Genomic DNA, 17449 nt, shown 5'->3' on the forward strand with positions numbered 1-17449 from the left:
ACAGTTGTCTTCTTTTAAGAGGACAGATAAAGAATATGTCAGATACAAAAAACAAGTGGCATGCCATCGCGCTCGTCGCAGGCATTCTGCTTATCGCCGTGAACCTGCGCGTTCCCTTTACCAGCATCGCGCCCGTTTTGCCGCTGATCCAGAATGATTTTGGCTTGAGCGCCTCAGCTCTAGGCCTGCTTACTTCACTGCCATTACTTGCCTTTGCAGCCTTCTCCCCGCTCAGCGCATCGGTCGCCCGCAGGTTCGGCATCGAGCGCACGCTTTTCGGTGCACTGTTGGTCATTTCAGCGGGCATCCTGCTCCGCTCCGCAGGCAGCGCATGGGTGTTGTACGCCGGTACGATATTGATAGGCACTGGGATCGCCCTGGGCAACGTGCTGCTGCCCGGCCTGATCAAACGCGACTTCTCGACAAAAATGGCGTCCATGACCGGCGCTTATTCCATCACCATGGGTGCAGCGGGCGCTGTCGGTTCAGCCGTAATAGTTCCGCTGACCCAATCATGGGGATGGCCGATTGCCCTGAGTTTGTTGGTCGCAGCCCCGTTGTTGGCGCTGGTGGTGTGGCTGCCGCAGTTGAAAAAACACGAACACGTAAATCTGTCAGGTCCGAAACAAGCGCCAACCGTGGCCGTCTGGCGTTCGCCGCTGGCATGGCAGGTCACACTGTTCATGGGGCTGAACGCGATGCCTTTTTATGTAGCCGTCGGCTGGCTGCCGACCATTCTGATGGACCATGGCATATCCCCGGAGCAAGCAGGCACGGTACACGGCACGCTTCAACTGACGACGGCCATTCCCGGCTTGATTCTGGCGGCCACGCTTCGTCGTCTCAAAGACCAGAAACTGGCAGCCGCTACCGTCAGCCTGTTAACCGCCTCATCCCTGATCGGGCTCATTTACGCGCCAGACTACGCCATGTTGTGGGCCGCGGTCCTGGGCTTCGGCTCTGGTGCCAGCATGATGCTCGGCCTGACCTTCATCGGCTTGCGCACAAAAAATGCCGGTGACACGGCGGCACTTTCAGGAATGGCGCAGTGCGTCGGCTACCTGATGGCAGCCGCAGGCCCCTTGCTGCTGGGCCAACTGCACGACTGGACCGGTGGCTGGACAGGACCGCTGCTGATCACAGCCGCAATCTCCGTAGCCGGAGCATTCACCGGCATGCTGGCCGGGCGCAACGTTCAACTTGAATCTGCTGAATCATCGTCGCGAACAAGCCCAGCAATCCAGTCAGCGAATGCGCTCACAGCTGGCGATAAAAAGCGCTGATGCGGGTATAGCAGGTGAACAGGAACCGATGCGGGCTGCCAGTCAGCAAGCACTTCGACCAGTCGCCCTTCTCGCAGATGCTCGCTGACCACGTTCTCAGCGAGCTGCACCAGCCCGAAGCCTTCAAGGCACATTTTGATGTAAAGCCCAGTCTCGTTGACGGCCGCTGTGCCGTTCACCGGGACTGAGATTTTTTCGGTACCACGGGCAAAGCGCATTTCACCTGCTTGCCTTGCGCGGCCCGAGAAGTAATGGATGGCCCGGTGGTGAGACAAATCTTGCGGATTTTGCGGAGTGCCGTTCTCTTCGAGATAGGCGGCAGACGCACAGGTTACCCAGCGAAACCGACCGAGTGGGCGCGCAACGAGCGTTGAGTCATCGAGCTCGCCTGTACGAATAACGCAATCGACACCCTCTTGAACCAGATCAACCTGCCGATCGTTGACGCCTATCATCAGGTAGATATCCGGGTAGCGCCTGTAGAAGTCTTGCAGGTTTGGCATGACGATGAAGTGTGCAATGCCACCCGGCATATCGACACGCAAACGCCCCTGTGGCCGTTTTACGGAATCCGTCAGGCTGGTCTCTGTGTGTTCGATCAGCTCCAATATTTCCCGGCATTGCGCCAGATATTGTGCGCCCTCAGAGGTCAGGCTGACCCGACGCGTTGTTCTGTTCAGCAGGCGTACCTGCAAGTACTTCTCAAGATTTTTAACGCTGCTGGTAACTGTGGAGGCCGGCAGAGAGAGCGTCTGCGCCGCCTGGATAAAGCTTCCTGCTTCAGCCACACGTACGAAAACCTGCATCGCTTGAATACGGTCCATGACTGTTAGCAGCCTCAAAGCAGTGATCGGGTAAAGTCGTTATTATTCGTAGATATTGAATAATAAAAACAGTTTAACCATCTTTTTCCCGCAGTATCGCATTGCGTACATTGCTTCCAACGAAATTTGAAGAGGTGTACAGAAAATGGCTGAATATAACCGCAGCATTGTGCAGGCCCCGACCGCTCAGGCCGCCCGCACCCTTATCCGCGGCGCCACTGTGCTGAGCATGGACGGTGATATCGGCAATCTGGCGCGCGGCGATATCCTTATCGAAGGCAGCACCATCACGGCCATAGGTGAAAACATCGAGGCCGGCGACGCTATGGTTATCGAGGCATCCGGCATGATTGCCATGCCCGGCATGGTCGATACGCATCGTCACTCCTGGGAGGGCCAACTGCGTCGAATCAATCCGAATGCCGAAACCCTGGAAGACTACTGCAACGCAACGCACTTCTCGTTCGCCAAATACTATCGCCCGGCTGACATGTATATTGGCAATCTACTGACTGCATTGGGGTGCATCGATGCGGGCATCACGACCGTGGTCGATAACTCGCACAACAGCCGCACCGGCGCGCACTCCGACGCCGCGGTCGAGGCGCTGCTCGATGCTGGTATCCGGTCTGTACACGCCTCCGGTGCGCCAGTTTCTGGTGAGTGGGACAAAGCCCACTGGCCCGGCAACCTGGAGCGTCTCCAGGGGAAATACGTCAAGAACGGTGACAACCCGCTGCTCTCGCTGGCGGTAATGGCGCAGCTGGAGCCTGAGCTATGGGCTGAGGCCCGGCGCTTGGGGCTGCCTATCATTACCGAATTCTTCGGCGGGGACATGGCAGCTGAGTTGGAGGGTTTGCATCGCGAGGGTCTGCTGCGCCCCGATAACATCTTCAACCACTGCACAGCGCTGCCGGACGCCGGCTGGAAAATCATTCGCGAGGCTGGCGTGCGGGTCAACGTATGCCCGCGTTCAGATGCCCACTACGGCATTGAAGATGGAATGTTCGCCATGCAGTCGGCCCAGCGTCACGGCATCAGCCCGGGGCTGAGTGTCGATAACGAAACCTCCTATAGCGGTGACATGTTCATGGAGATGCGGGTGGCGTTCTACCTGCAACGCGTCATGGGCATGCACCAGCAGCGCTGCTGCGGCGCAGAGCATCATCCGGTGACCCTGCCGGCTCATGGCCTGCTCAAAGCCGCCACTCTTGACGGCGCCACCTGTGCAGGATTGCAGGACAAAGTCGGCACCCTGACCCCCGGCAAACAGGCCGACCTGATCCTTATCAATGCGCAGGACATCAACCTTTACCCGTCGGGTAACGCATTCGGCACCGTGGTACACGCGGCCGAACGCAGCAATGTCGACACGGTCATGATTGGCGGGCGCATCGTCAAGCGCGGCGGCAAGGTGCTGGGCGTGGACAGCGAAAGGCTGCGTGCAGCAATCGACGAATCCCGTGAGCATCTGTTTGATGCCGCAGGCTACCAGCCGGATATTTTTGCCGAGACATTCATGCCGCTTGAGTCAGCCAAGTAAGGAGGCGCGAAATGAACGCAGCTTACTACCTGCTGGCCATCGCCGCGGGGCTTGGCATTACCCTGCAGACCACGCTGAATGGTCAACTCGCTAAAGGTGTTGGTGGAGATTCCGTAGCGGCGGCGCTGTTCTCATTTACTGCCGGAGCGGTGTGCCTGGGCGTCTTTTCATTGATGCGTGGCGGGATAGTGGCCTCACTGGCGGCTATACCTGCCCAGCCCTGGTGGAGCCTGCTGGGCGGTCTGCTGGGTGCCGGTGCCTTGCTTAGTTATGTGGTGCTTGCGCCAAAAATCGGCCTGTCAGCCCTGCTGGGCCTCGCTATCGCAGGTCAGATTATCTCCTCACTGGTTATCGATCATTTCGGATTGATGGGGGCATCGGAAAGGCCGGTGTCTCTCATCAAGTTGGCCGGGTCGATGGTGATGCTCGCAGGACTGGCCATCGCCCTGTTCGGTGACAGGTGGTCAGCGCTTTTCTCCAACTGACTGCCTTGTTTGCCCCATCCTGTTTCGTAGGACGCAACCATGTTTAAAACCCTAAGCGGCACCACCAGTCTTCTTGGCGAGTGCCCTGTCTGGTGTGAAAGAACGGAACGCCTGTTCTGGACCGATATCCCTGGTTGCGAACTGCTTGCTCTGGACCCCGTGAGCGGTGAAGTACAGCACTGGCGAGTGCCCGAGCCGCTGGGGTCGTTCGCCCTTACGACCAATACAGACGTATTGCTAATGGGATTGGCCTCCTGCCTAGGTTATTACAACCTGAGTACTCTTCGCTTCACCAAAATTACCATCACGCCTGGAGTACCCGGAACCCGGGTCAATGATGGCCGCTGCGACCGTATGGGCAACTTTGTGTTTAGCACTATGGATGCCGGTGAGGCGGTGCAAACTATAGGGCGATTTCACCGGTTCAATGCCGCGACGCTCAAGACTGAAACGCTGGACCTTCCCGAAGTGGCGATCCCGAACAGCATCTGTTTTAGCCCGGACGGTTCCACCATGTATTACGCGGACTCCCTGCAAGGATGCATTTTCTGCTGCGATTACCCGTCGCTAGAAAACCAGCGTGTATTCACTACAGTCAACGGTCAGGGTGCTCCAGACGGTTCTTGTATTGATGCGCAGGGCTTTCTCTGGAATGCGGAATGGGGCGGTAGCAGAGTCGTGCGTTACGCGACTGACGGCAAAGTTGACAGCGTGATCGACTCCCCGTGTATTCAGACCACTTGTCCGGTGTTAGCGGGACTTGGTTATGAAACGCTTTACTGCACCAGCGCACGGATAGGGCTGGATAAGCCGGCAGATTTCGATGGCACGCTGATAAAAGCCGAAGCCGTTTTAGCTGCCGGATCCCCTGAAGAGCGATTTACAGGACGACTGCACTGAATAGTAGGTTCTAGCCTGTCGCGCCGTTCTGAATGCCAACTTGGTAGACGCGTATGAATGACCGCTTCTGGCCGATTTCTGCCTGTCGCGACCGGTTGAAACCGATATCGTCGCGACGATTCAGCCACAAAATTTTCAGCTTTTACGCAATGCGCCTCCTCTTTTGCTGTCTGTAACCCTGACTCTGCAAAAGGAAAGGCTTCATGTCGATACGCCCTCTGCTCTGCCTGCTTGCATTGCCGTTGTTCGCAGGCTGCCAGTTTTTGCCCCATACCAACTACTTTACCGCGCCCGAAAACGAGCCCAACCCTGCCTGGGTACGTATCGTCGACTACACGCAGCACGCCGAAATTTACCAATACGAAAACGGCAAACGTTCGGGCGGCGCCGTTCGCACCGGCCCCCTGCCGTTCACCCACACACAGGACGTGGGCATGCCAAAGGCAGGGCAAGACCTTACATGGGACTATTACGAAACGCAGATCCGACCCGGTATCGAAACGCAAGTGGATCTATTCTGGGAGGGGACACGCACTCGTTCCTGCTATGTCTCGACTAAGTTCACGCCCCAAGCCGGACGCTATTACCAGTTCAGGCTGACATCCGGCTCATCAGGCAACTGTAGATTATACGCATCACTGATCGAGCGCGACAAGGAAGGAAGCGGTTGGCATCTCACGCCAAACCCGCAGGTGACCTATAACGGCGATGGACCGACGGCCAAAACCCATTACGAGAACAGCCGCTTTGAGAACCCCAATTATCGTCCACCCGCGGATCTCTATCCGGGGATAGACGTTTACTAAACAGGTAAACGACTACAAGGAATCGTTGATTGGCTAGCGCAAAATACTTCCGAATGATCGGTGAGCGAGCCTCAGAGGATCTGTTTGCATGGTCGGCATTTGTCGTGCAAACAGAATTCCTATGGCAAGACACGGCGTCAGTCCAGGACGCCGTCGCTTGGCAGCGTGTTTGGTTCGAGCTGGAAATACTCAACGGGCTTGCATTGGCGCAATGGGAGGATGAGGGAAAGCCTGATAACTGGTCGTGCCGCTGGAACGCCGACTATCGACAAGAAGCGGCGGTCCTGGCGAATGAGTTGTTGGAGCTGCTGTGCGATGCAGTCTGTTCAAAACATGCCGAATAGAAACTCGGCTGCTCAATGAACCTTTGTCTTTGGGGACTTGTCATTACGAAAATGGGCATGACCCGGTATATCCGGCTAGACCTGTCGCAAGGTGAGTATATGGAAGACATAGATGATTTTAGATTTAGATGCCACGAGCTACTAGTTGAGCTTGATGCCGCCAATACCAAAATGATGATGATGGTGGTCTCGAAGAGAGTTTCAGGGCCTGATTGGGATGAGGAAGTCAAAAAGCATCATGAAGCATACAAGGCCTGGAACTCTTTTCTTCATCCCGTTACCGTCCCTCCAGACGATCAGCATTAGTTCTTATTAAGTGGCCAGAAGGTTCCCGAACAATGGGGCTGGGCACGACCAAGTGTTGTAAATGCTTCTATCGTATCGGGCCGGAATCAGTCTGGGGTATCGCCATTGCCAGCTTTGAGTCGAAAGCGGCTTTTAGTAAATGGCGGCTAATGGCCCAGAGTGTGTAAAAACGCTTCACCAAAATTTAAGTGTCCGCGTCTACGTCAAATCTGAAATTTATCGGTACGTCAGCAGATGTGGATTTTGCGTAGAAACGCGATTTTCGGTTCGGTTTTGAGTACCTGTCGCGCTCAAAAACGTTTTTCCACAGCCTCGGCCAGAAGCAGCCATTCATAATCCCTTAAGGTATAGGGATGCTAACCTCGCTAGGCCAAACTGAGGCAAGGCACCTGAGAGATTCCGGGGATCAAAAAATGGAAGAAACACTCTCCTCTACATTTATGCGCACCAAAGGGAAGCCCATAAGTTTCAATGGAAAAACTATCGTTGCGATAATGGAGATCAAGATCACAGAACCCAGAACCGTCTTTTCAGTTCGTCGATTGGGCGCTACGAACGGTCGAGTGCAAGGATTGGCATTAAAGATGATGGGCGGGCAAATCGTCGTCGAAGGCTCTGGCAACGGCTGTCCCGAAATAGTTTTGTGGTCTGATACCAGTCCCGATGCTTTGGAGATAGAAGTGTTTTCTAAAGGTGGAAACGTTCTAAAAATCTGGAACGTCTGGAAGAGCGCTTTTGGCATGAATGCATGGGTTGGCAATGCTGGAATTCACGTCCACGGGACCGATGGCACGATGACGTTGGAATGTAGCGACGGGGTGGGTGATGTCGACTTCTCCGATTATGTGGTTGTTGTGGAAAAACGATAATGCACGGAGTTATGTCGGCTTTGGGTCGACTCCCGCCCATAGTGAACGGCGGAGGTCGTTCAAACCCCTAGCCAAATACACTGTCGCGAAGATCGCACTCAAAAATTTTGGTGCAAGTGTGCAGCCAAGGAAAAGGGAGGATTCATGAGTCTTGATCTGTGCTTGGAAGCTGATAGTACGCTCACAATTTCGACGCTGAGCAAGGCAGTTGCGAATGCCAGTGCTTGGGAAATAGAGGTCGCAGGAAATGGGCTATACGCTGAATTTACCTCGGGACTTAAATTGAGTACCAATGACGTACTCGATGCCCCTACGATTTATGCTGAGAATACAATGGGTATCGACTTCCCTGTCGCTGTGCGTTGCACCATCAGAATTAAAGGGCCCGAACCAGAGGGGGAGTCGGCTATGGAAGATCTGAATAAAATCGCTCGGTCCATATCTCAGTCGTGTTCGGCTTTCTTTCTTATTAGCTTTCAGTTCGAAAAAACCTTGTACTGGCGGGATGCGACAGGGCTGCATCGTCCTTGAGGTAGGTGCCTGCGCGTCCTCTTTCAGACATTTCCGAATGGTGTTTTTTCGGACGAAAACGCCCCTGAATTGAGGAGCTGCTTTTGGCCGAAAGCAGTCCTTTGAGCGATCATCCAGGCGCTGGATCATGCCAGCGAACCGATGACGGTGCGCGACTTAGGGTTTGTCTGAAAAGTCAGCCCGCAAGCATTTCTCGATACAGGCCAGTGTAACCATGGCTTTGAAGCTGCTCGCCAGTTTTTCGTATCGCGTACAGAGCCGACGCTTTTCTTTGAGCCAACTGAACAGCCGTTCGATCACGTTGCGCTTTTTATATTGTGGCCTGTCGAACAGTCGAGGCAGGCCTGGTCGAGGCTTGCGATGCATCTTGCGCAAGGGAATGATCGGCTGCATGCCGTAGCGGTCACAGTACTGACGCAGTATCTGGCTGTCATAGCCCTTGTCCGCCAGTACACATCGGCAACGCTTACGCGGACGACCCTTGCTGCCTGGCAGGCTGATCTGTTCCAGTAGCGGCATGAAATAGCGCGAGTCGGCTTCTTGACCGGGCGACAACATGACAGCCAGGGGGAAGCCATGGCTGTCGCAGGCGAGATGTATTTTGGTGGTCAATCCGCCTCGGCTACGGCCTAGGCAGTGGTGTTGCGGTTCTTGCGGGCCCCTTTTTTTCCAGCACCGCTGGCCGCTCGGGTAGCTCGAATCGATGTCGAATCGACCATCCAGGTATTCAGATCGATAAAGCCATCTTCGCACAAACGAAGGTGTAAATGGCGCAGAACCTGCTCAAAAGTGCCGTTGTCACGCCATTGTCGGAAACGCTGGTAAACGGTCTTCCAAGGCCCAAAGCGCTCTGGAAGATCTCGCCATTTGGCACCAGAGCACAAAATCCAGAAGATTCCGTTAAGCATCTGGCGGTCATCGCGCCTTGGCCGCCCCATGTGTTGAGGAGGAGAAACGATGGCTTCGATCATCGCCCAACGCTCAGATGAAATTTCATAGCGGCCTGTCATGACGGCCCTCTTGGCAATCAGAGGGCATCATTTTAGCCAAAGAGACTTTTCAGACAAATCATAATAGATTTCCTAATATATTTTTTCTTCAGACGTTCTTCATTCACTTTTGATAACGTAACTATTGTGAAAATTCTCCTAATCGAAGACGACCTGGATCTCGGCAATGGCGTTCGTATCGCACTTGCAGATCAAGGGTTAGATGTCATATGGGTTCGCCGAAAAGTAGATGCGTTGCATCAGCTCGATGTCTGCGTGCCAGAACTTGTGCTACTCGACCTCGGACTGCCCGACGGTGACGGCATGAGCCTGGTAGCATGCTTACGTCAGCAGTTCAGGGGGATCCCCGTCATCATCCTGACTGCAAGAGGCACTCTGCAAGATCGCCTGTGTGGGCTCGATGCGGGTGCAGACGACTATCTGGTAAAACCATTTGTTCTCGCCGAGTTGTTGGCTAGGGTGAGAGCACTGGCCCGACGCAGTTACGGTTTTCAAAATGAGGTGATAGAAATTCGAGGATTATTTCTTCATATGCCGACTCGTCGCGTGACAGTTAGTGGACGTAATGTTGATTTAACGGCAAGTGAATACGCCCTGCTTGAAATTTTAATGATGCGCGCTGACCGCGTGCTTACACGACGTTTTCTGGAGGAAAGGCTATTCGGCGCGAAAGAAAATATGAGTAATCCGCTGGATGTGCATATGGGAAATTTGCGTCGCAAAATCGGCGAAGGCTATGTGCGAACGGTGCGGGGTGTGGGGTATGTCATTGATACCGCTACAATTCAGAAAGGGATTGGTTGATGCGAAATTTTTGGCTCAACTTGAAAACTCCAACGCTTGTAAGACGAATTATACTCGCCCAGATGCTACTACTTACACTGCTTTGGTGTCTTTTTCTGACCTACATTTTGTGGGAGAACTTGCGAAGCCCCTCTATGCTCACGGGTAGCAATACTTACGAAACCATTCTTACATTAGTTAAGCGCATGGATGATCGCCCGCAGGACCTCACTACCGTGCTGAAAAAGTTCAGCGAAGCATTGCAGGAAGGTTATGGCGGAGGTGAAGATCCCAAACTGTCAATCAGCCTCATTGTTCGTAAGAATAGAAAGATAATTTATTCATCTGATGGTGCTCCGACAGGAGTAACAAATAGCAGGTATGGAGAAATTCAGAGCATTCAGAGTGAGGGGCGCAGCTGGAATAGCCGTACTCTCAAATCAGGGAACTCCGACGCGGAGGTAACACTTATTACCCCTGCCGGAGGCTGGAACTTCTTCATATACCTGAACTCTCGTGGATACTACATATTGCCGCTGCTGGTGTGCATTCCTTTTCTTTTTTTTCCCGCATGGCTATCAGTCCGTATTGCAATGCGCCCTTGGAGCAAGGTGATAAATGGTATTTCTTTGCGAACTTTAGAAGATCTCTCCCCCTTAAAAGAAGGACCAAAGCAGATAGAGCTTCGCCAAATGGTGGACGCGACTAATCTATTTCTTGCCAGAGTGCGAGCAAGTTCTGAGAGGGAACGGGTTTTCATTGCAGATGCCGCTCATGAGCTGCGTACTCCCCTGGCTGCAATGCGAATCAATGTTGAGGCTTTGCAGTCCTATGTAAGCAGCACTAATCAACAGGAGCTGCTTGCAGGGATTATTCGCAGCAATAGCCGTGCTGCGCGTCTCGTCAATCAGTTATTGCTGCTGATGCATAGCGAAGCAAGCATCGACACTGTTATGGAGGCTGTGCCGCTGACGACCCTCATACAAGAGCAAATGGCTGCGCTGGCCCCCCTAGCGGCTGAGCGTAGGATTGAACTTGAATTCTACTCTGATGGTGAAAGCTGGATCAATGGCATCAGGGAACGCCTTATGTCGCTGATTGATAACTTAATTGAAAATGCCGTGAAGTACAGCCCTGAGGGCGGACGCGTTGAGGTAGATGTGCGATCACTTGATAAATCTACTCAGCTACGTGTCTCAGATGCAGGCCCTGGCATTCCATTTGAATTAAGGGCGCGAGTCTTCGATAGGTTTTTTCGCGAGCCCAATCAAATGCAAAGCGGCAGCGGACTGGGGCTCGCAATAGTCAAAGCGGTTGCACTGCAGCACAACAGCAACGTATGGCTAAGTACATCTGCAGAGGGTGGACTCCTGGCGACTGTTGATTTTCCAAAACACAATTCCGACTGAAAAAGCATGATTTGATGCCTGCCCGGCGGAGGGCCCATACCAGAACAATGGAGTTGAAATTGAAATATTTATCCTTGCCTATACTATTATTTTCTATCTCAATCAGCGGGTGCGCTATAACCGTCAGCGAATTAAAAAGTAGTCATTCATCTTATGACGGCAGCTTCACTAGCGAGAAGACGCCCTCCGATACTTATCGAAACTTAAGACTAATGGCAAGACAATGCCTGGAACATGAGACATATACAGGAAAGCCGGTCATCGTATTAAGCGAGTTTAGCGATGAGCGCAGTGAAGGTGAGATCAATCAAAAGCTCCTTTCGGAAGGACTGTTGATTAACAACGCCCTAATTGAAATAGAAAGACATGATGCGAACAAAGCACAGGTCAGGTTGTACACAACAAAGAACATCTTGAGTGTCGGTGCTAGATCGCCGAAGATAAGTGATATCAAGCGCTGGGCTGACGGCGATATAAATTGCGCTAACGAACTCTAGTTCATGCCGTGAGTACTCCAAGTACTATTGGAAAAATCCCGCATAATTGTTCAATCTGCTTTTATAGGTCAACGGCGACATATGCAATGAGCCGTTTGCCAGTCGCCTGCATAGAGTCGATGCAGCGAGGAGCCGACTTGTCGCTTAGGAGTAGTGGGCCTAAATGTAGGTAGCATTCTATGGTTGGGTGTTTGAATGCATCAGGGTATCGGACGGAGCCGTAAAGCTTGATCGCAATATGCTCTGAATAATGGTGACCGATTGGCCAAGTGTCGGTAGGCGTGGCCATGCTGAAAGACCATTGTTGGCGCTGGAGCGAGATTGATCCAGTTGCTAATATTTAGCTGACCCGGGCTGTTGTGACGTAAACGATCATTGGCTCTGGGTAATTCGCGAGCTGACCGGGTAAGCGTCCCGTCCGCAACAGGGGCAATCCGTCATCAGCGGTCACAAACAGTCTTCCAAGGCCCAAAGCGCTCTGGAAGATCCCGCCATTTGGCGCCCGAGCACAATATCCAGAAGATACCGTTAAGCATCTGACGGTCATCGCGCCTTGGGCGTCCCATGCGTTGAGGAGGGGAACGATGGATTCGATCATCGCCCAACGTGCAGATGAGATTTCATATCGGCCTGCCATAACGGCCCTCCCAGCAACCAGAGCACGTCATCTTAGCCAAAGCGACTTTTCAGACAAACCCTAGGTCGCAGTTCCAGGATACGGTTCATTAAACTCGTAGGGGCGCTACAGCAGGAGCAGTTTCACGGCCCCATCTAGTTACCTAAGAAATTAGTGAGTAATTGTCCAGACCGGACGCTCCCGTCCGGCTGGTTATGGGTAGAAGCAAATAGAGCAGCCCGGAATCACGCTTTCTTAGCCCTTGTTATTCCCCAAATACAAGTCCAGAATTAAGTCTTTTCCTGCTACGGCAAGAAAAGAAACCCCTTATATTTCAATGAGTCGGACACCAGATACGAGTCTCGTTTCCCGCTCCAAGATTCAGAAAAAGCCACTCATATGAGTGGCTTTTTTTGTGCCTGGAAAATGCCCCAGCGTTTGGATGCCTGTGCTAGATGGCCTGCAAGGCTTTTTGGTGCTCGGGCGTATCGGTAAATGCCAAGCACAAGGAGGCAATTTCAAGTGCTGGTGGAGTAAAGCCATCAATCCGAGACGATATTGGGCTACGGGATGATCAAGGCCCGCTGTACGGGGCTGGGCTATTTCTTTTGCGGCGTATGCATCGCCGCGTCAGGCTGGCGTGGTGGGTATAAGAGGGCGGGCTTTGAAGCGGCCTCTTGGCCGGCGGCGTTGTATGGACTCTTTTGGCCGATTCTGTTGAAAAAAATCGGCCATGGTTTTATCAAGGCTCGCTCCTACCTGGCACTAGGCGTGTCACTCTATCGCGCGTGATGTGCTCTGCGACGACTGCCTTAAGCTCAATGGGCTCATGTCGCTCCAGTTCTTTTCTATGTAGGCGAGGCAGTCCGTTTTGGTGCCTTGGAACTCAACGGTGCGCCACCCATTCGGGATTTCCTTGACGATTGGCCATAGGGAGTACTGTCCTTCTGCGTTGACGACTACGTGAAACTGAGTGTCTTCGTTATCCCACAACATGATATACCTTCATAATGAGCACTGTTTTATTCGCTTCTCGCGTTTGAAAACGGAGGAAAAGATCTGGAGGGCTTAATAGGCGTCAACCAATGCACTTCTGATATTTTCTACTCGGGTAGAAATAACCGACAGAAGTGTATCGCTCAGGCCATGAGTGTCCTCGCAGGCTCCTTGCAGGAAAACAGCAGGTTTGAAGTTTTCCGTCGAGCCTAGGCGGTATTGACGGTCTGCACGCAAGTCGCCCAGATAGGGCAGGAGCGGAGCGAGCAGCGTTTCGTGTTGGTTTCGCACATACCCCGTTGCCAGGATGACGGCGTCGTAGGTATGCCCTTGAGTTGAATTGCCAACCATATCGTATGTGTTGATGTGGACACCCTCGGCGTGCGCTTGGGCGCTAGTCACTGTATGGCTTTTCAGGAAGCGATGTTTGTACTGACTTTTGATTTTCTGGTTGTAGAAAATCTCAAACATCTTTTCTGCCAGTTCAACATCGGGTGCTGAGTAGTTGGTGTGCCAGAACTCTTTGATGAGTGCCTGGCTTTTATCCGGATGATGATAAACAAAGTCGACAAAGTCACTGTTGAATATTTCATTCACGAAGGGGCTGTTATCGGAGACCCTCAGCGTATGCCCGCGCATGATGATATCAATGTTGGGTGAGTCCGGGTGCTTCTGGAGGTCCATGAATATTTCGGCCGCGCTTTGTCCCGAGCCTATGATCGCAACGTTGCGGATGTTGGATCTGCACCTGATATCTTGTAGGTAAGAACTGGAGTGGAACACCCGGGCATCCGCTTTCAATGACAAAAAAGCCTCGGGGATATGTGGGGCGCCACCAATGCTGACGACGAGGTTGCGGGTCAGGCGTTCATGGGGCGTTCCGTCGCTATTGATGGATTGCACGCGAAGCGCGCTCACCTCATCTCCCGTTTTTTCAGGAGTGATGCTGACTACCTCTTCACCATAGCGGCAATGGTCTTCGAAGTGACTGGCTGCCCAGTTGAGGTAATCATTGAATTCATATCGACTTGGGTAAAAGGTCTTGAGGTTAATGAAGTCCTGAAGACGCTGTTTTTGGTGCAGATAGTTGACGAAAGTAAAATGGCTTTTCGGGTTGCGCAGTGACACCAGATCTTTCAGAAACGAGATCTGCATTCTAGTGTCTTCCAGCATCATATGTTTGTGCCAGGCGAACACTGGCTGACGCTCAAGAAAGAGGGTGTTGAGCGGACGCTCCTTCTGGGGCTTTTCATTTAGTGCAATGGCCAGCGCCAGATTTGAGGGGCCAAAACCGATGCCGATGAGATCGTGAACTTCCATGTTTTGACGTCCATTGAAATAAGAAAGTTGAATCAGTTTGCCTTTGGAATCCAAAGGCTTTCCTCAAAGAATCGCTCTCGTGATATTACACACAAGGCCGCTCGCTTGTGGGGAAAAGAGAACTCTTTAAGGAGGGCGTAGCCGCACTTGGATAAGTTGCCGATCATCTTCAGGTTGTCCACACGGGGTTCTACCACGACCCGTTCTGTACGGCAATCGTCGAGAAAAAGATAATGCGCAAGAGAAGGCAGCCACGCTGACAGATAGGCTCGGCCCCTGTATGTGGGCTCTCCCACCAAGGCGTGCCAGCCGCGGTCATGGTCGCCTGGATTGCAGAACGGGGCGATACGGTCTTCTTTGGCCCAGTACGTTTCGAAGTAGCCGAAGGGGACGTCATCGAAGCAGCCTACGACGCTTTGCTGATGTGGCATGCCTTGTAAAGTTTGGATGTAGGTTTTGTGTTGTTCTAGATCGCCTTCCTCCTGCCAGAAATGTGCAACACGCGGGTCATTCATCCATTTATGGAAGAGCGGCAGATCATCCTTAGGATCGAGTGTTCGAAAGCTCAGGGTTTTGTTCAGCCACGGCACATGGCGTTGGTACAGAACCCCGGATGTTTTGGGGCGGCGAAGGGGGTGTCGCGTGCCTTGGGCATTGACGTATCGGGTCGGATAGGGAGCGGGATTGGTGCTGTGCCAGATTCTTGGTGATTGCCAGAAGGCTTCCCGTGCAACGACCGCACCATGGTCGCCCTGGGGGACAGCAACGCCGGTATGCAGCAGATGTTCCACATGGCGTGGCGAGCCAGAAAAGTGAACGTGGCCGATGCCAGGGTTGCATGCAAACACGGCATCGATGACAGCCAGTGAATGTCGACCCTCATGTGAGGCCTCAACGTCGGTTGAGGACTCCAATTGCACCAGATGATTCTCGCCAGTCAATCGCCAATGGCTGTGCGTAGAACAGTCATGACTGTTCACTGTAAATGCCCTGCCGTTTTGCGAAATCTCCAGCAATTGCGCGTCGATGAAGGAGCGGAAGTGTTGGACATTATTCTCGATTTCGGAAGCACATCCTATTGCTTGCATGTTGTAATCTTCTGTAATGTAATATTAGCGAAACACGGTTCGAGCTATGGTAGCAGCAGTTCTTCCCGCAACGCACGCGAGTGACTGTCAAGATCATGAAGCATCAATGCTCGCTCTGGCTCACGTAGTAGCCGATTTTGGGCAGTAAGATCCATTCAAAAAAGGCGGCGAGCAGTTTCTTTCTAACTAATTTTTCCTCAAGCCTCCGTGTGTGTCAGCTGAAATGACTGGCCGCGCCAGTGCCGTGACAACGGCTCTGGCGTTCGAGCGGGTGCGCAGAATACCTACCGTTTGCAATAAGGATGTTGTGATGATCTGCGGCGATTACATCGAAATCACCCACAAGTTTTATTCCATTGAAGATATCAGCAAGGCAGCTGCGAGTGGGCTGCCTATTCGCCTATCGCCCGAGGTCGCTCGCAAGATTGATGAGGGCCGCGACTACGTGTTGAAAATCGCTTCGTCGGAAGATTTCGCCTACGGTATCAATACTGGTTTCGGTTCGTTGTGCACGACGAAAGTGGATCAGTCCGAACTGTCCGCTTTGCAGCATAATCACCTGCTTTCGCATGCCTGTGGCGTCGGGATGATCGTTCCGGAGTTGCTCAGCCGTATCGTGGTGCTGGTCAAATTGCTGACCTTCCGCAGCGGCAATAGTGGTATTGGTCGCGAAACCCTTGATCGGGTCATTGACCTCTGGAATCAAGGCGTGGTGGGTGCCATTCCTCAAAAAGGTTCTGTAGGGGCCAGTGGAGACCTGGCGCCGTTGGCGCATCTTGCACTACCCCTGATCGGCCAAGGTGAAGTCTGGATGGATGGTCATTTGATCCCGGCATCCGAGGCTTTGAATCGCTTGGGTATGGCGCCCGTCCAGCTCGGACCCAAGGAAGGGTTATGCTTGACCAACGGCGTGCAGTACATCAACGGTTACGGCGTGATGTCTTTGGTCCGGGCGCAGCGCTTGCTGAGGCTCGCAGACCTGTGTGCAGCCATGAGTATTCAGGGGTTTTGCACGGCAAACACCTTCTACGATGCGCTTATTCACCGCACGAGCCATCATCCGGAGCGCAGTGTTTGTGCTTCAAACATCACGGCACTTACCCAGGGCAGCAATCATTACGCATTGCCTCAATGTAACGCCGCCAAGGAAGATCCATACTCCTTCCGATGCGCGCCTCAAGTACATGGCGCAGTACGCCAGGTCATCGATTTCGCAACGTCGAGTATCGCCAAGGAATGCAACAGCGTCTCGGATAATCCATTAGTGTTTCCTGAGGCTGGCAAGCTTTTGACTGGCGGTAACCTGCACGGCCAGGCAACAGCGTTCGCCTTGGACTTTGCCGCGATTTCCATGTCCGAGCTGGCGAACATTTCGGAACGGCGCACTTATCAATTGCTATCGGGGCAGAACGGTCTTCCTGACTTCCTGATCAGCCGTCCTGGCGTAAACTCGGGCTTCATGGTGGTTCAGTACACTTCGGCGGCGCTGGTCAACGAGAACAAGGTGCTGTCGACTCCCGCCTCGATCGATACGATTCCGACCTGCCATCTACAGGAGGACCATGTCAGCATGGGCGGCACCTCCGCCTATAAGCTAGTCACGGTGCTTGATAACTGCGAAATCATCTTGGCTATCGAGTTTCTATGTGCCTGCCAAGCAACGCAGTTGAACGAAGGCCTGGTGCTTTCCGAGCCGGCAGAGCGTTTGCTCAACGCGTTTCGCAAGACGGTACCTTTCCTCGAGCACGATCTGTTGATGAGTGACCTTATCAATAAAACCCGTGTATTCCTGGCTTCTTCACCTGAAGTCAATGCAGTTCTCGAGACCCTAGAGTAGTC

At 53.0% G+C, this 17449-nt stretch carries 19 protein-coding genes and 1 pseudogene; 14 read left to right on the forward strand and 6 right to left on the reverse strand.

What is annotated here, in order from left to right:
- Window positions 1-35: 35 nt before the first annotated feature.
- Window positions 36-1283 carry an MFS transporter gene (locus tag BB029_RS13295; RefSeq protein WP_015371105.1) on the forward strand — a complete coding sequence of 416 codons (1248 nt, stop codon included), beginning with the start codon at window positions 36-38 and terminating at the stop codon, window positions 1281-1283.
- On the opposite strand, the gene BB029_RS32145 is transcribed toward BB029_RS13295, so the two are convergent.
- Entirely contained in the window at window positions 1196-2107 is a 912-nt protein-coding gene (locus tag BB029_RS32145) for a LysR family transcriptional regulator (RefSeq protein WP_015371104.1), read from the reverse strand. The genes BB029_RS13295 and BB029_RS32145 overlap by 88 nt on opposite strands.
- Window positions 2108-2252: 145 nt before the next feature.
- Between BB029_RS32145 and BB029_RS13305 the strand changes: the two genes are divergently transcribed.
- The 8 genes from BB029_RS13305 (at window position 2253) to BB029_RS13340 (ending at window position 7891) form a co-directional block, all read left to right on the forward strand.
- On the forward strand, window positions 2253-3650 hold the full coding sequence (locus BB029_RS13305) for an amidohydrolase family protein (RefSeq protein WP_065939511.1): 1398 nt from the start codon (window positions 2253-2255) through the stop codon (window positions 3648-3650).
- Between the two features lie 11 nt (window positions 3651-3661).
- Window positions 3662-4135 carry a DMT family transporter gene (locus BB029_RS13310; protein ID WP_015371102.1) on the forward strand — a complete coding sequence of 158 codons (474 nt, stop codon included), beginning with the start codon at window positions 3662-3664 and terminating at the stop codon, window positions 4133-4135.
- 39 nt (window positions 4136-4174) lie between these two features.
- Window positions 4175-5035: an SMP-30/gluconolactonase/LRE family protein gene (locus BB029_RS13315; RefSeq protein WP_065883888.1), complete on the forward strand. Its 861-nt coding sequence runs from the start codon at window positions 4175-4177 to the stop codon at window positions 5033-5035.
- Between the two features lie 203 nt (window positions 5036-5238).
- Window positions 5239-5841, forward strand: a complete 603-nt coding sequence (locus BB029_RS13320) for a hypothetical protein (RefSeq protein WP_015371108.1) — start codon at window positions 5239-5241, stop codon at window positions 5839-5841.
- A gap of 29 nt (window positions 5842-5870) precedes the next feature.
- Window positions 5871-6185 (forward strand): hypothetical protein, encoded by a 315-nt coding sequence (locus tag BB029_RS13325; RefSeq protein WP_015371109.1) that lies wholly within the window; start codon window positions 5871-5873, stop codon window positions 6183-6185.
- Window positions 6186-6284: 99 nt separating this feature from the next.
- A complete protein-coding gene (locus BB029_RS13330) occupies window positions 6285-6491 on the forward strand; it encodes a hypothetical protein (RefSeq protein ID WP_032883549.1) in 207 nt (68 codons plus the stop codon).
- Between the two features lie 413 nt (window positions 6492-6904).
- Window positions 6905-7360: a hypothetical protein gene (locus BB029_RS13335; RefSeq protein WP_174556999.1), complete on the forward strand. Its 456-nt coding sequence runs from the start codon at window positions 6905-6907 to the stop codon at window positions 7358-7360.
- Between the two features lie 144 nt (window positions 7361-7504).
- The gene (locus tag BB029_RS13340; protein ID WP_065939512.1) at window positions 7505-7891 is read left to right on the forward strand and encodes a hypothetical protein; all 387 of its coding nucleotides are present in this window, start codon (window positions 7505-7507) and stop codon (window positions 7889-7891) included.
- A 156-nt stretch (window positions 7892-8047) separates the two neighbouring features.
- Here BB029_RS13340 and BB029_RS32150 read toward each other — a convergent pair.
- A protein-coding gene (locus tag BB029_RS32150) for an IS5 family transposase (RefSeq protein WP_085986890.1) occupies window positions 8048-8901 on the reverse strand; the annotation gives its coding sequence in 2 pieces (ribosomal slippage) (window positions 8048-8553 and window positions 8553-8901; 855 coding nt in all).
- A 126-nt stretch (window positions 8902-9027) separates the two neighbouring features.
- Between BB029_RS32150 and BB029_RS13350 the strand changes: the two genes are divergently transcribed.
- From BB029_RS13350 to BB029_RS13360, 3 genes are read left to right on the forward strand one after another with little or no spacing between them, the layout of a single operon-like run.
- Window positions 9028-9705, forward strand: coding sequence for a response regulator (locus tag BB029_RS13350; protein ID WP_017530590.1), 678 nt, complete (start codon window positions 9028-9030; stop codon window positions 9703-9705).
- Window positions 9705-11093, forward strand: coding sequence for a HAMP domain-containing sensor histidine kinase (locus BB029_RS13355; protein WP_065939513.1), 1389 nt, complete (start codon window positions 9705-9707; stop codon window positions 11091-11093). Before BB029_RS13350 ends, BB029_RS13355 begins: the two co-directional genes overlap by 1 nt.
- 59 nt (window positions 11094-11152) lie before the next feature.
- The gene (locus BB029_RS13360; RefSeq protein ID WP_218188802.1) at window positions 11153-11590 is read left to right on the forward strand and encodes a hypothetical protein; all 438 of its coding nucleotides are present in this window, start codon (window positions 11153-11155) and stop codon (window positions 11588-11590) included.
- A 443-nt stretch (window positions 11591-12033) separates the two neighbouring features.
- On the opposite strand, the pseudogene BB029_RS32160 reads toward BB029_RS13360, so the two are convergent.
- A pseudogene (locus tag BB029_RS32160) lies at window positions 12034-12227 on the reverse strand (transposase); the annotation flags it as partial.
- A 549-nt stretch (window positions 12228-12776) separates the two neighbouring features.
- Between BB029_RS32160 and BB029_RS33220 the strand changes: the two are divergent.
- Entirely contained in the window at window positions 12777-12998 is a 222-nt protein-coding gene (locus tag BB029_RS33220; RefSeq protein ID WP_168166811.1) for a hypothetical protein, read from the forward strand.
- Here the strand turns inward: BB029_RS33220 and BB029_RS13365 are convergent.
- The 3 genes from BB029_RS13365 to BB029_RS32165 all read right to left on the reverse strand — a co-directional run bounded on the left by BB029_RS13365 (window position 12981) and on the right by BB029_RS32165 (window position 15610).
- On the reverse strand, window positions 12981-13202 hold the full coding sequence (locus BB029_RS13365; protein ID WP_065939515.1) for an MbtH family NRPS accessory protein: 222 nt from the start codon (window positions 13200-13202) through the stop codon (window positions 12981-12983). The two genes, BB029_RS33220 and BB029_RS13365, sit on opposite strands and share 18 nt — an antisense overlap.
- A gap of 72 nt (window positions 13203-13274) precedes the next feature.
- Complete coding sequence (locus tag BB029_RS13370; RefSeq protein ID WP_065939516.1) at window positions 13275-14522, reverse strand: lysine N(6)-hydroxylase/L-ornithine N(5)-oxygenase family protein; 1248 nt, start codon at window positions 14520-14522, stop codon at window positions 13275-13277.
- Window positions 14523-14554: 32 nt separating this feature from the next.
- On the reverse strand, window positions 14555-15610 hold the full coding sequence (locus BB029_RS32165) for a GNAT family N-acetyltransferase (protein WP_083236399.1): 1056 nt from the start codon (window positions 15608-15610) through the stop codon (window positions 14555-14557).
- Between the two features lie 310 nt (window positions 15611-15920).
- Here BB029_RS32165 and hutH point away from each other — a divergent pair, with 310 nt between their 5' ends.
- Entirely contained in the window at window positions 15921-17447 is a 1527-nt protein-coding gene (hutH, locus tag BB029_RS13380) for a histidine ammonia-lyase (protein ID WP_065939517.1), read from the forward strand.
- The last annotated feature ends 2 nt before the right edge of the window (window positions 17448-17449 follow it).

Origin of the sequence: Pseudomonas sp. S3E12 (assembly GCF_001702295.1) — a bacterium.
In the GTDB taxonomy this organism is placed as follows: domain Bacteria; phylum Pseudomonadota; class Gammaproteobacteria; order Pseudomonadales; family Pseudomonadaceae; genus Aquipseudomonas; species Aquipseudomonas marginalis.